We start from the raw sequence: 13,650 nt of genomic DNA on the forward strand, positions 1-13,650 counted from the left end.
ATTGATTAAATCAGAAAATCGCACACCCGCAGCGCTAACTGCTATAGACCTGGAACATCCGGAAGGAGAGGAGTATCGTCGCTTGCATCAATTGTCTGGGGAGCGCCGCCGTTATCGAGAGCCATCTCTGGATCGAAATTGAGCCCTAACACTTCTACAAGCGCATCCTCATCAGAGTTGAGTTGGTAGAAGGGAACCATCAGGTTCGAGAGCTTGGGCTCTAGCGCGTTGATCACACCCAAAACTAAGAAAGACGAAGGACGACGCCCGCCATCTGGGGTGCGTACCGAGGTCTGCTGCATCTGCAGGGTTAACCAGCCCCGGTTGGACTGCACATAATCCAGCCATTTCTGGCGAATAACCGCTGTGAAGTTCTCAAAGAAGGCCATTGTCTAGACTCTTAAATCGTTTGCTGAGTACTGTCTTGTCAGGAATCGACAACGCAGTACAGAGATAATAATGCAGCAATCGATCTGTGGAACTTCGCTCGGTGGGAATCTTTCAGCTTTGTTTCAGGGAATTGGAGGAGCTTCAAACGCGAGGTTAATCCTCCGGATAGGCTTCGCGTTTTATGTCGCTCCGCGAAAGGCGTCTTTACAGTTAGGGCTACACCATCATCAGATCTAGCTCATCGGCAACCTGCTTGGGCGCTTCAGGTGGCGGATTGAGGTAGAAGTCTGACAGTAGAGTAAACAGGTCGCGGTCCAGCGTTTCGTTAGGCACCACGCCTTCTGGGTTAGCCAGAACCTGATCAGCAATGTTCAGGTAGTACTGGCAAATCGGCTCCAGCGAAGGATCGGACTCGGCCATTTCAAAAATGGTTTTGCCCTTCACTCGGGAGACCCGAATATCTTCGATCAGCGGCAAAATCTCTAGCACCGGGATGGGTACATGCTCGATGTATTTATCGATTAGATCGCGCTTGGAGGTACGGTTGCCGATCAACCCAGCTAGCCGTAGGGGGTGGGTACGAGCCTTTTCCCGAACGGAGGCGGCAATGCGATTAGCGGCAAACAGGGCGTCAAAGCCGTTGTCGGTGACGATCATGCAGTAGTCGGAGTAGTTTAGCGGTGCCGCAAAGCCTCCACACACAACGTCGCCCAGCACGTCGAATAGAATCACGTCGTACTCATCGAAGGCATTGAGTTCCTTGAGGAGCTTGACTGTTTCGCCAACAACATAGCCGCCGCAGCCAGCGCCAGCTGGAGGCCCACCGGCTTCTACACAGTCAACCCCTGCATAGCCGTGATAAATCACGTCTTCAGGCCAGATGTCTTCGTAGTGAAAATCTTTTTCCTGCAGGGTATCGATGATGGTTGGGATAAGAAAGCCAGTCAGGGTAAAGGTGCTGTCATGCTTGGGGTCGCACCCGATCTGAAGAACTTTCTTGCCTCGCTTAGCCAGCGCTACAGAGATGTTGCAGCTGGTGGTGGATTTTCCGATACCGCCTTTGCCGTAAACAGAGAGTTTCACGAAGGGTCTCCTATGAGAGGTCTCTTAACTGGAGTAGTCAGAGGGAGGTTTTCATCGGCAGGTCTAAATGCTGGTCAGGTGTTTCGGCTTATTGATCTGCATTATTGACAATGACGGCAGGTTTGGGAAGGGGGGAAGAATTTGGCTTTGAGCCTATGCGAGAGCTAAGAAGCTTCGGAAATAGTTTATGAAACCGGAACACGACAGGCTGTCTCTCAGGCAAATTAAGAGGGCAATTTTAAAATTTCACTATTTTGATTTAGTAAATAAGAACAATAAGCAAAAAACGATGCCTCAGGACTGGGGTTAAGCATGACTGCTGATTGGAGGAAGGGCTAAGAGATGCGATCGCACCCTCTGTCTCCCCCGCTGCCTCAGGCTGAACCGCTTGCAAAGCTTCAGTAAGCCAATCAATTAGCTGAATTTTCGAGACGTTTCGCCCGTGGAAAAGCCTGATCTAGAGAGGCCAAAACTTTTTTATGAATAAGCGTAAATTTTTACAGCCGAGCCACCGCTACGACGTGCCTAAATAGAGTTCATAGATTCCATCGGAAGTACATAGAAGCTTTAACTGTTTTCCCAAAAAAGCCTGATAGGTTTGATCTAGGGGACAGCAGTTTAGAGGTATAGGAAGCACAAACTTTAAACGCGAGCGATTTATGACTGTTTTGCTAGTTATTGGACTGATTTTTCTGCTGTGCCTGTTCCTGGTTTTTGCTGCGCTCATCAAAATGATCGCGCATATCTGGCAGATGTCTGAAATGGACGATAGCCCGTGGGGTACGCCTGAACCAGACACTTCAAATATGGCGGATGCTCCTCGGGAATCTGTCTTCAACCGATTTGACCTGGTTTTTGAATCCAGCTTGGAGCTATCCCCACCTCTGTTGGAGCTATCTTCGTCTCTGGTCGAAATCCCAGAGATGAGTGTGCAAGAGATGGCTTGAAATCAACCAGCCGCTAGGGTGCGTCGTTGGGATATCTAACTGATCTTTCGTTAAAAAAAGGAAGAGCAGGAGTGCGATCGCACTCCTGCTCTTCCTTTTTAGGTTCTAAACTAACTGCCGTTTGCCAAGGCTAGAAACAAAACCCTATCAAACAGATCCGGCGTAGGCCGTCACACCCGGCTCTGTTTCACCCTGCAGGCCCACCAGCTTAGCGCTCAGATCCCACAGCTTACGAGCCTTGGCATCGTCTTGGGCCTCGTTAGAAACCTCTTGCGCAAAGAAACGGCGGCCCGGCTTTTGCCGGTTGCCCCAGCTCCAGTAAACGCCAGATTCCTGAAAATCTGGATCGGCCACTACTTGGGCAACCCGCTCACCTGACAGTTGCTGGGTGACATAACCACCCGTAACGTTTTTTTGGAACCAGGGGAAGATAGTCCGAAACGCTGAGTAGTGGTTGCGGAATAGTGGCGTGTCGGCCACACAGCCTGGATAGAGAGAGCTAAAGGTAATGCCGGTGGCATCGTGGTAGCGACGGTGCAGTTCGCGCATGGTCAGCACGTTGCAGAGCTTGCTATCTTTGTAGGCTTTGCCCGGCTTGAACTTCTTGCCATTAATCATCGAGATGGGCGCTTTAAAGCCAGCTTCAAAGCCTTCCAGGTTGCCCAGATCTGGTGGTGCAGGGATAGGAATTTTGCCGCCTAGTTCCTTCGGGTTAGCCGTCACTGTGCCCAAAATGATCAGCCGCTTGTCGGCAGCGGGAGAATTTTTTAGATCCTCCAGCATGAGGTTGCACAGAAGGAAATGGCCCAAGTGGTTGGTGGCAACGCTCAGCTCGTAGCCCTCTGCGCTGCGCATTGGCTCCTTGAGCAGAGGCAGATAGACGGCAGCGTTGCACACTAGCGATTCTAATGATCTGCCGGTAGCTCTAAAATCTTCTACAAACTTACGGACACTGGCTAGAGATGCCAGATCGAGGTGCAGGAGCGTGTAGCTACCTGCAGACATGCCAAGTTCGTTAGCGGCGCTTTGCGCTTTCTCTAGGTTGCGGCAGGCCATCACGACATGCCAGCCCTTGTCAGCCATTGCCTTGGCAGCGTTTAGGCCAACTCCTGAAGAGGCCCCAGTGATGATGACCGTTGATGTTTGCTGTTCTACCATTGCTATCTGAATACCGTTTGACCGCGACTGATCCTATAGTTTTAAGGATTGCCTGCCCCTTGTGAGCAACTCTTAACGTTTTTTGAGGTGTCGTTACAAGAGATTAGCAATGCGCAATCATCCACAGATTGCCGAAGGGACTTTTGCTGACGAGCCTTTACCAAACTCTCGTAGGCTGGGCTGAGGATCAGCGGAACCCAACAGTTTCAGGAATTTGTTGGGTTCCGCAAGCTCGACACCAACCTCCAAAAAGGGACTAGACATGCCACTACTTTTGAGGTTGCTTGCCAAACTGACGCTAAAGGATAAGTATCAACCTCCCAGGTCAAAGAGAACTATAAAAGCAGCCTTTGGAATGAGTTGACGCAACACCTGCAGGTGCCCATCAGCATCAGAGCGGCTTCGAAACCGCCCTACTACAATGCGCTGACAGCGTGGCAGCAAGCGCACTATTGTCCAAGGATTGAGCCGATCTCGATACGGCATAATAAGTAGACCTCCATTGCAAGGTGGAGCCATAGCCAGTGCGAAAAGGTGGCCGCCCGGACGCGCTGGCTTTTGGCGATTGTCATTGTTCTGTATACAGAACAATGACAATCGTAGCATCAGATCTGTATTCAGATCATTTACGGAGTTATAGGCCTTTGACAAAATCGAGTCATGGGCAAGGCAGGTATAGCACTTCGACAGGTTTTAGAGAAATACGAGATTCCCCAAAACAAACTTGCTGTCATGATGGGTGTCTCTCGCTCCAACATTCACCGCTGGATTTATGAAGTTGGCGATCCCTCTGGTGACAACATCCTCGCTATTCGCGATGCGCTCCAAAAAGCCAATCCCGAGGCCGCTAGCGCCTTCATTGAACTTTATTTAAATTCCTAACTCCCATTACTTTTTAGGAATTAGGGGTTGAGCTTTGCTTTTGTTCAGAGAGCTTTCGGCGAACCTCTAGCAGGCGATTGTAAGCTTGCCAGTTGATAGCTTTGAGCTTGAGTTTTTCCTTGAGGGCTTTAGCAGCCAAGGTATAGCCGCCATCGGCTCCGTCAATGAAGTGAACCTGACGGCCATTGCGCTCAAATACTAGACAGGTCATCAGCGCTCGATTGGAGACATGCAGGCCGTAGATAAGATTGCCTGCTTGATATTGGGCATCGAGATACTGGGTTAGGCTTTCTCGCTGCTTGGGCGTGCCTGCGATAATCATGCGGAGCATGTCATCGAATTTTTTGTAGTCACTGGCAGCCTGAACGATGCTTTTATACTGGCCCCAATCCACATCGCCGACTTTGAGCTTGAACTTCATCAGGATCACGCCCAGAGTGGTTTCGGCCTGAATTCGTAATAAGTAGAGCCATCGGTTCAGCCATTTTTTGGCGTGCGATCGCACCTTAGTCTCCGGTATGAGCCGCTTAGTTCGCAGAGAGAGCTTAAGGTTGTTCAGGGCAATGGGATGAAAGTCATCCTCTGTGCCATAGGCTTTGTAAATTTGCTGAATGACGTCTCGATAGATAGCAGTATTGCCTGCTGCATCGTGGGCCAGCGCCAGCACTATGAGCGAGATAGTTTCTCCATGCTGGCTTAAAATGTCTTGCCAGCGGCATTCTAGCCCTGCTAGATTGGGCTGCACCAGTTCTGCTGTCTTAAGCTGATACAGATGAGCCGTATCAGGAGACTTGACCAGTTCTGTTGCAAAGTTGAGCCCGCCCCCTGTAAAAACGGCCTGTTCATAATTCTCTGAAATCCGCAGTTTGGTCAGTCTGACCTCGTAACCAGCCTGGTTAACAACCGCAATGGGGACAATTCCCACTCTTAGGTCTAGGCCAAACTCTGCCTGGGCCATTTGCCTCACTGCTAGCAGTTGTGGCTTGATCTTTTCTAGCAGCGACGGTGGCACTAAAAAAGAGGCTCCGTCTCCTCCAAATACGTAGGGGATTTCAAGGTGATCAACTGCGTTAAGAACAGTCGCGATAGAACAGGCCCCTAATAAGTTGACCTCTTTATAAAGGCCTGATTCGATTGCTTGGGTTGAGCCTATGATATCGGTAACAATAATGTACCAATCAGCAGGAGCCGCAACAAAATTGTCAGCATCAATAGCGTTGAGAAAACTATCTATTGCGGGTAGTTTGGCATAGAAATCTTTCGACATAGCTAGGCCATGCTGTAGTGCGAATGTCGAACTGAACACCCCGAAGCCGCGCTCTAACCGTCTTTCAGGAAAGCCCTGCCTTGAACGGTGACAGTAACGGTATCTCTAACTCTCAAACTACAGTCTGAGGTTCACAGGCCATCGAAGCCTGGCAGAATTAACCTCTAAAAATTCCTTACGGTTAGGCATTCGAAGGACGCATAAAAATTCCGGAGAGATTTCAGTGCATCCTTTTGAGCAGGGGAGAAGTTTGTTAAGATCCCGACTGCCCACCTCGTTTCTCCAGCTATGGATTTATCCATAATTGTTCCCCTATTCATTGTAGTTATTTTCATTGTTGTCGTTGTTGGGCTGCTGGTGGCTATCTTTAAAGCGATCGCACAGTGGCGTCACAACAACCTGCAGCCAATCTCTTCCGAAAGGGCTCAGGTCGTTGCTAAACGAACTCGAGTCAGCGGGCACAACTCATCCCACTACAACAGCCGAACCACCACCTTTTACTACTGCACCTTTGAAGATGAGCGAGGAACGCGCCACGAATTTCAAGTTTCGGGGCCGGAATATGGGCTGCTAGTTGAGGGCGATTTAGGCAGGCTAAGCTACCAAGGCACTCGCTATAAAGGGTTTCAGCGACAGTAGCGTTAACTTGCTTACCGATAACTACTGCGCCGCCAGTTAAACCAGTTTTCTGCCCAATCGCGCCGCCAGCGCCCCTCTTGCCAGCGGCCTTGCTGCCACTGCTGAGCGGTTTGCACCAGCACCTCTGTAAGTGTGTGAGGGATAGCCGGAAAGGTGGCGATTTCGCTCACATTTCCCTGATGGGCCATCAGCAGTGCAAGACTCTGCACTAGATCGCTGGCCTGAGGGCCGACTAGGCTGGCTCCTAAAATTTCCCCGTTGCGCCGGACAATAAGCTTACAAAAGCCAGCGGTTTCTTCTAACAGGTGGGCTTTTAGACTAGCGCTGACTGGATTTATCAGCACTTCGGCATCGCTGTAGCGTTGACGGGCTTGGGCTTCGGTCAGGCCCACTCGGCCTAACTCAGGCGTTGTACCGAGGCTATAGGACAAACTGTGCAAATTGATCGAGCGTGTGGGCAAGTAGAGGGCGTTGTGCAGCGCAATTTGGGCCTCGTGGCGGGCAATGGCTCCGTGGCGAAGGCTGCCCAGCACTGATCCGGCAGCAAAGATACGGGGGTGACTGGTTCGCAGCCGCTCATCTACCCACAGACCGTAGCGATCTTGCCGCACCCCTACCCGGTCGAGGTTGAGCCCGGCGACGGCAGGCAGGGGCTGAGTTGCTATCAGCATCTGATCAGCAATCACAGGTTCGGCTCTGGCTAGCTGCACCAAGACTTTTTCCCCTTTCTCCTGCACGCCTTCCACTTGGGCATTGAGCCTTAGACCTATCCCTTCTGCCGTCAATACAGTTTCTAGAAATTGCGATACCTCCGGGTCTTCTGCAGGCAGCAGCCGGTCGCCCCGCGTGATGAGCGTGACCTGGGTACCGAGGGTAGCGAAGGTTTGGGCTAGTGCGATCGCAACCCCCGCCCGGCCCAAAATCACTAGTTTTTCTGGCTGGGTCGCCAGCGACAGCAGCGTTTCAAGGGTGAGATAGGGCACCTGATCTAGGCCAGAGATAGCAGGCAGGGCCGTCTGGCTGCCGCAGGCAAGCAGGTAAGCCCTGGCGATAAGAGTTCGCTGCTCGGTGGTGAAGGCTAATCGGGGTTTGGGGCTGAAGTAGCCCGCATCGGTGACGACATCTACTCCCTGCACCGCCAGAGCCTCTGGGGTGAGGTGAGGGTGGGCGATCGCACCGGCCATTTCGATGGCCTGCTGGAGCAGGGGCCAACTCCAGTCGGGCTGAAGATCGGCTAGGGAATGACCCAGGCCCAAGCCCTGTAAAGGTTGACTGGCCTTGCTGCCCCAGTGGGTTAAAACCTGGCTCAGCAGATCTACCTGAAGCTGAGTCTGCAGGCGTTCGGCAGAGAGGACGAGGGCAACGCGGGCCCCTTCGCGGGTTGCGATCGCAGCTGCCTCTCTGGCCTCTAACGTTTCTCCAACAATTACCAGGTCGTAATCGACCGCCATACCGCCCTCTGCCAATACCCCCTGAGTGTATCGTTTCCCGCAGCTGACGCTTAACCCTGCAGCGGGTTTTCCATCGCCTTCTGGGGTAGATCAGGATTAGGAACGGCACTGAGTAGGGGCTGCGGAGAAACCCCATTTAGCCACTCTGGATGCTCCAGTTCGCGGGCCTTGAGCACAATCAGGTACTCATAAAATGCCTGTAGCGTACACCAGGCCAATCCAGCCCGCCCATCCATCCAGCCGCCCAGCACAAACACCATGTACAGCCAGCGCACCAAGGGGCGAAAGGGCATTCGCAAGGACAAATCTTTCAAGGCTCGCCGCCGCTCCACTTCAGACTCGCCAAAGAACAACTCCCGCCAGGCCACAGTGCCCACCTGAAGCTGCTGAACTGTCTCGCGGGCCTCGTCTGTGGAGTAGCGATTGTGCTTTTCAATCCAGCGGCTTAGCCCTTTGCTGCAGGTGTAGTGGGGATAAGTGGCTTTGAGAAACCCAGTTGGGCCATCAACCACTTCGCGCTCGGTGTGGCCATAGTCGTCGAACCAGACTTTGCCCCGCTGCAAAAGCCGCAGCTGATAGCGGGGAAACTGGGTGCTGCGGCGAATCCAGGTGCCCATAAACATGACCCGCTCTGCCGCATAGTAGGCCACGTTCTGCGAAGGCTGGATCGCCTCAAGGCACTCCTGAAATAAAGCCGCAGTCATGCGCTCATCGGCTTCGAGAATATAGGCCCACTCATGCTGATAAGCTACGTTTTCTAGCATCCAGGTGCGCTGTTTGCCGTGGCTCTCAAAGGCGTGCTGCACCACGCGAACAGGGTACTGTGAAGCGATTTCCACGGTGCGATCGCTGCTGCAAGAGTCTACGACAATCACATCGTCTGAAAGTAAAGCAGACTCAATGCAGGCAGCAATGTCAATCTCTTCGTTGTAGGTCAGGATAAAGATTGAAAACATGGGCAGTGCGGGCTAAGTGTCTAGAACGGACACAGGTAGAGGCTATCTTATTCAACCCAAAAGGGTACTCCCGTGTGAACCCACTAGCCTATTTCAGGTTAAACCTTAGCCAGGAGTGTTACCGAGTAAAGGGACTATGAAATCACAGAAGCTAGCTCAGAGCCTACTTCTGAGCCAAGTGAGCCTGAATGGCCTCAACGTATTGGGGATATTGGGCTAAGGCGAACTTAATCGCCTGGTAGACCAGCACGAGATTAAGGTCATCGTACTCATGCACCAGACGATTTCGCAGGCCCGCTGAAGGAGCCAGCCGCTGCGCCAGTTCAGCCGGGAGAATGCCCAGCCGACCGACCTGAATAAAGCTGTTGAAGTAGGTATCGGAGGGGGGCTGGCTGTTGCTGACCAGCAGATGATTATTGATATCAATTGCTGCCTCAATAATCAGGTGAAGCAGCCTCTCTACAATTAGCTGCTGCTCAACATTCTCTAGAAATTCCTGTTCGCTAGCACGGCTATGGCGCTGCAACAGTCCCAGGTTACGCAGCATCACCTGAAGCTTCCGAAGAATGATTTCTCGGTCTAGGTGAGTCATTGCTTGAGCTGCTTCAGCATTCGGGCTATATACTGCTCTTGGGCCTGCCGCAGTTTGGCGGTGTCGGCATAGACCTTAGCAGCTTTGACCTGAAAACAGTGAAACAGTCCCGGAATCTCTTCGTATAGGGGCATGCCTTCGGTCGCCATCGCAAATCCTAGCAGCGGCGAGCAACGATCTAGATTCACCAAATCGATTTGCTCAGACTGTATGCCCAGCACTTCAGCCAGCGGCACGGCTAAAGCCAAAAGGCTCCAGCCATCTAGATCGGGATCGCTCAAGCCCACGCCCAGGTCCCAGTCGCTGCCCTCGGTGGCGGTACCTTTGGCGCGAGAGCCAAAGAGCACCAGCAGGCGCACCTGGGGCAGCCGACTAGACAAATCGACCAAGGGCAGAGAGGAGGTCACGCAGGCCAGCCTACTCTTCTTCGGAACTGGTGACTTCGGCAATGAGTTCGGTGGTCGCTTCAGAGAGGGCTTCTTCGCTGATGCCGACCGATCCCTCAACGTCAATCGTGAGATCTTCCGTTTCGCCCTCCTGCAGAGATTGGGGTACGAGCGCCACAGCTGCGATCGCATCTTCCCCATCTAACTTCTGCAGACGTACGCCGGTAGCCTGCCGCGACTGCACCGAGATATCGTTCACCCGCTGGCGAATAATAATGCCGCGATTGGTTACAATCATCAGCTCGTCGCCGTCGTGGGTAACCAGCAGCGCCACCAGAGCATCATCCCGCTTGCGGAACTTGATTGCCTGCAGACCCATCCCAGCCCGATTTTGCAGCCGGAATTTAGAAACCGGCACCCGCTTACCCAAACCGGCAGCAGTGATTACCAGCACCCAGGGGCCTTCGCCATTGGTAGGCTCAGAATCTTCCGACTCATCCTCGCTTTCAGCAGCAGCCTGCACCGCCTCCACTACCTGGCTGGGCAAAATGTCCATGCTGATCAGGTCGTCTCCTTTGCGCAGGTTCATCGCCTTTACCCCACGGGTAGGGCGGCCTAGGGGGCGCAGCTGATCGTTGTCAGCCTTGAAGTGGATGGTCATGCCGCCGTGGGAGCCGATCAGAATGCTGTCGGTTGTGCGGGCCAGCCGCACCCAGCGCAGGCAGTCTCCATCCTCCAAAGAAATGGCGATTAGACCATTGGCCCGAATGTTGCTAAAGGCAGATAGAGCCGTTTTCTTGACATAGCCGCCCTTGGTTAGCATTACCAGGTACTCGTCATCGGTGAACTCCCGCACCCCTAGCACTGAGGTGATGCCTTCCTCAATGGGGATTGGCAGCATCTGCACAATCGGGGCTCCTCGCGCCACGCGCGACCCTTCCGGGATCTGATAGGCCCGCAAAGAGTAGGCCACACCGCGATCGCTAAAGAACAGCACATGGTCGTGGGTGTAGCAGGTGATGAAGTGCAGCACGCCGTCGTCTTCCTTCATCTTGGTGCCCGCCTTGCCTCGGGTAGCGCGGCTCTGGGCCTCGAAGGTGGCAACCGGCATGCGCTTGATGTAGCCTTGCTCAGTAACCAGGATGACCACCTGCTCGTTGGCAATCAGCGAGATGTCGGTAAGTTCGCCGTCGTCGAGCTCAATGATGGTACGGCGCTGATCGGCGTGCTTCTCGCGAATCTGCACCAGCTCGGCCACAATGATCTCGAGAATGCGCTCTCGGCGGGCGAGAATGTCGTTTAGATCGGCGATCTTAGCCTGCAGATCGTTGTGCTCCTGATCGATCTTCTCAGCCTCTAGAGCTGTGAGGCGGCGCAGCTGCATTTGCAAAATGGCATCGGCCTGGGTCTCAGAAAGACCGTAGGTATCCATCAGCTCCTGCTTGGCAGTGGGCGTGTCGGCAGCCCTACGAATTAGAGCAATGACCGCATCTAGGTTGAGCAGGGCAATCAGATAGCCCTGCAGAATATGGTCGCGCTCTTCAGCCTTGCGCAACTCGTACTGGGTTCGACGGGTGATCGTCTCTACCCGGAAATCGACGAAGACCTCCAGCATTTGCTTAATGCCGAGGGTCTGGGGCTCGCCGTTAACCAAGGCCAGCATGTTAACCCCAAAGTTGTTTTGCAGTGGGGTCTGCTTGTAGAGGTTGTTGAGCACCACGCGGGGGTAGGCATCGCGCTTGAGCTCAATGACGATACGCATACCGTCGCGATCGCTCTCGTCACGGATATCGGAAATGCCCTCTAAGCGCCGCTCGTTCACCATCTCGGCAATGCGCTCGATCATAGCCGCCTTGTTGGTCTGGTAAGGCAGCTCGGTGATGATGATCGCCTCGCGGTCAGGTCGGCCCCGCTGCTCAAGCGTTTCAATGGAGGCGACGCCGCGCATGGTAACAGAACCACGCCCAGTAAAATAGGCTTCGCGAATGCCGCTGCGGCCCAAGATTTGCCCGCCCGTAGGAAAATCAGGGCCAGGGATAATCTCTATCAGCTCACTAATAGAGATGTCGGGGTTACTGATCAGGGCAATGGTGCCGTCAATCAGCTCACCTAGGTTGTGGGGTGGGATATTGGTGGCCATGCCCACAGCAATGCCGGAGGAGCCGTTGAGCAAAAGCTGGGGAATGCGTGACGGCAGTACCGTTGGCTCTTGCTGGGAACCATCGAAGTTGTCAACAAAATCGACGGTCTCAGACTCAATATCTTGGAGCAGGGCGTCGCTGGAGAGCGATCGCAACCGACACTCCGTATAACGCATTGCGGCAGGTGGGTCGTTGTCGATGGAGCCAAAGTTGCCGTGACCATTGATCAGCGGCGTTCTCATAGAGAAGTCCTGGGCCATCCGCACCAGGGCATCGTACACTGCGCTATCGCCGTGGGGGTGAAACTTACCCAGCACTTCCCCAACCACACGGGCACATTTACGGAAGGGCCGATCAGCCGACAACCCCAGTTCGTGCATGGCATAGAGGATGCGGCGGTGCACCGGCTTGAGGCCGTCCCTGGCATCTGGCAGCGCCCGACCTACAATTACGCTCATAGCGTATTCCAGGTAGGAGCGGGACATCTCGTTACGCAGATCCGTAGGGATAATGCGCTCTTCGGGGGTAGCCATACGCGAAAAAACTCCGAAATTGAGAATAACAAAGCGCTAAATCAACATCTGCACTGAAATTGCGTCAGAAAATGTCGATTAGCGCCAAATTGTTTGCAAATTCTCCAGTCATACGTATAATATTCTACCACATTTTCCCTGGTTGGGCGGGGCTGAGCTGGGCGTAGTGGACACTGATCTAGCAAGGCTTATCCGCTCAAAGTCAGACTCAGCAAAACCAGATCTTGGGCTCGCCCCAGATCGAGCTTGAAGAAGGTTTGCTAGCAGTGGTTTTGGGTTAGCCCAGGCCATTTATTAGTTAAAGCTCGACTTGGCTTTGAATGGCTATGTTCAAGAACGATTCAAGCGAAGAAATACATCAAGGCGCACAAACTCAAAACACAGGGATAAAACCGAACGAACTCTGCCCTTTTAATATCAAAAAACCACTGCGACAAAAGTGTTTAATAGACCTTTTGTTGCTAATAATTGTGAAGTAAAGATTTAAATTTATTGAGGAAAATAACACCGCTTTGCAAAGCCTTGATTTAAGCTTATAGCAGCCCAAAAGATGGGCATCCAAGAGTCTCGTTTAACAAAAAAGTTCTCTCAAACCCTAAAAAAATGACTTCTTCAAACAACAATCTTTATAACCTGAAGGTTCTTCCCGGAACCCGAGACCATCATGGCTTCTTTATTCAAGAAACAACCTATAAAATGGCAGGCATGACTGCTTCAGGCTGGGCTCATATCTGTTTAGATAGTGCTGCCTGCTACTACGTCAGCCCAGATAGCTTCCTAGAGGTATCTGTGGGAGGAGAAGATTTTATTGGAGAATAACGCTTGCTCAAGGCCGGAGGGTTAAGGGAATCCCTTAACCCTGAAACTTTGACAGCTTGGAGTTTTTATGGAGATAGGACTCCTAAAAGTTATGACCAATCAAAATGCCAGCTACTCAGTTTATCTATCGAACTTCGCGGTCGAACTTCGCCGTGAGAAAAGCGATTTCAGCGGAGCACAACTGGTTTGTAGTCAAAATAGTTATGCCAAGGTTCTTCAATTTGCTGAAGCTCTAGCTCACAGCAAAGAAATGCCCTTACAAAATTACACCCAATTTGAACGCCGGTATGAGTACTGAAAGGGTGAACTAATGCAGGCTCTTTTGAGCAGGCTAAAAATATTGATAGTTACTTTGGCAAGCTCCTCTATTCATTGCGCATGAATAGAGGAGCTTCATTTTGTGAAT

General features: G+C 52.4%; 14 protein-coding genes. 5 read left to right on the forward strand and 9 right to left on the reverse strand.

The annotated features are described in order from the left end of the window. Positions 1-41: 41 nt before the first annotated feature. Both H6G13_RS23355 and bchL read right to left on the reverse strand, forming a co-directional pair. Positions 42-389, reverse strand: a complete 348-nt coding sequence (locus H6G13_RS23355; RefSeq protein ID WP_190487397.1) for a DUF5331 domain-containing protein — start codon at positions 387-389, stop codon at positions 42-44. A gap of 217 nt (positions 390-606) precedes the next feature. Next, on the reverse strand, positions 607-1,473 hold the full coding sequence (gene bchL, locus H6G13_RS23360) for a ferredoxin:protochlorophyllide reductase (ATP-dependent) iron-sulfur ATP-binding protein (protein WP_190487398.1): 867 nt from the start codon (positions 1,471-1,473) through the stop codon (positions 607-609). A gap of 659 nt (positions 1,474-2,132) precedes the next feature. Between bchL and H6G13_RS23365 the strand changes: the two genes are divergently transcribed. Further along, on the forward strand, positions 2,133-2,420 hold the full coding sequence (locus tag H6G13_RS23365; RefSeq protein ID WP_190487399.1) for a hypothetical protein: 288 nt from the start codon (positions 2,133-2,135) through the stop codon (positions 2,418-2,420). A gap of 147 nt (positions 2,421-2,567) precedes the next feature. Here H6G13_RS23365 and H6G13_RS23370 read toward each other — a convergent pair whose 3' ends face one another. Further along, positions 2,568-3,578: a protochlorophyllide reductase gene (locus tag H6G13_RS23370; RefSeq protein WP_190487400.1), complete on the reverse strand. Its 1,011-nt coding sequence runs from the start codon at positions 3,576-3,578 to the stop codon at positions 2,568-2,570. 660 nt (positions 3,579-4,238) lie between these two features. On the opposite strand from H6G13_RS23370, the gene H6G13_RS23375 reads away from it, so the two are divergent. Beyond that, the gene (locus H6G13_RS23375) at positions 4,239-4,460 is read left to right on the forward strand and encodes a helix-turn-helix transcriptional regulator (RefSeq protein WP_190487401.1); all 222 of its coding nucleotides are present in this window, start codon (positions 4,239-4,241) and stop codon (positions 4,458-4,460) included. Positions 4,461-4,473: 13 nt separating this feature from the next. Here the strand turns inward: H6G13_RS23375 and H6G13_RS23380 are convergent, their stop codons facing one another. Beyond that, complete coding sequence (locus H6G13_RS23380) at positions 4,474-5,727, reverse strand: DUF3095 domain-containing protein (RefSeq protein ID WP_190487403.1); 1,254 nt, start codon at positions 5,725-5,727, stop codon at positions 4,474-4,476. Positions 5,728-6,015: 288 nt separating this feature from the next. Here H6G13_RS23380 and H6G13_RS23385 point away from each other — a divergent pair, with 288 nt between their 5' ends. Beyond that, the gene (locus tag H6G13_RS23385; RefSeq protein ID WP_190487423.1) at positions 6,016-6,366 is read left to right on the forward strand and encodes a DUF2500 domain-containing protein; all 351 of its coding nucleotides are present in this window, start codon (positions 6,016-6,018) and stop codon (positions 6,364-6,366) included. 11 nt (positions 6,367-6,377) lie between these two features. Here H6G13_RS23385 and H6G13_RS23390 read toward each other — a convergent pair whose 3' ends face one another. The 5 genes from H6G13_RS23390 to gyrA all read right to left on the reverse strand — a co-directional run bounded on the left by H6G13_RS23390 (position 6,378) and on the right by gyrA (position 12,425). Next, a complete protein-coding gene (locus tag H6G13_RS23390) occupies positions 6,378-7,817 on the reverse strand; it encodes an NAD(P)/FAD-dependent oxidoreductase (RefSeq protein ID WP_190487426.1) in 1,440 nt (479 codons plus the stop codon). A 50-nt stretch (positions 7,818-7,867) separates the two neighbouring features. Further along, complete coding sequence (locus H6G13_RS23395) at positions 7,868-8,773, reverse strand: glycosyltransferase family 2 protein (RefSeq protein WP_190487428.1); 906 nt, start codon at positions 8,771-8,773, stop codon at positions 7,868-7,870. 163 nt (positions 8,774-8,936) lie between these two features. After that, positions 8,937-9,365 (reverse strand): DUF86 domain-containing protein, encoded by a 429-nt coding sequence (locus H6G13_RS23400; protein ID WP_190487430.1) that lies wholly within the window; start codon positions 9,363-9,365, stop codon positions 8,937-8,939. Continuing rightward, complete coding sequence (locus H6G13_RS23405; RefSeq protein WP_190487432.1) at positions 9,362-9,772, reverse strand: nucleotidyltransferase domain-containing protein; 411 nt, start codon at positions 9,770-9,772, stop codon at positions 9,362-9,364. The genes H6G13_RS23400 and H6G13_RS23405 overlap by 4 nt, the downstream gene beginning before the upstream one ends. A 10-nt stretch (positions 9,773-9,782) precedes the next feature. Further along, entirely contained in the window at positions 9,783-12,425 is a 2,643-nt protein-coding gene (gyrA, locus tag H6G13_RS23410; RefSeq protein ID WP_190487434.1) for a DNA topoisomerase (ATP-hydrolyzing) subunit A, read from the reverse strand. 603 nt (positions 12,426-13,028) lie between these two features. Here gyrA and H6G13_RS23415 point away from each other — a divergent pair. Both H6G13_RS23415 and H6G13_RS23420 read left to right on the forward strand, forming a co-directional pair. Continuing rightward, complete coding sequence (locus H6G13_RS23415) at positions 13,029-13,244, forward strand: hypothetical protein (RefSeq protein WP_190487437.1); 216 nt, start codon at positions 13,029-13,031, stop codon at positions 13,242-13,244. A 91-nt stretch (positions 13,245-13,335) separates the two neighbouring features. Then, positions 13,336-13,542 carry a hypothetical protein gene (locus tag H6G13_RS23420; protein WP_190487439.1) on the forward strand — a complete coding sequence of 69 codons (207 nt, stop codon included), beginning with the start codon at positions 13,336-13,338 and terminating at the stop codon, positions 13,540-13,542. Positions 13,543-13,650: the final 108 nt, after the last annotated feature.

The sequence above is a fragment of the Pseudanabaena sp. FACHB-2040 genome (assembly GCF_014696715.1).
Taxonomy (GTDB): Bacteria; Cyanobacteriota; Cyanobacteriia; order Phormidesmidales; family Phormidesmidaceae; genus JACVSF01.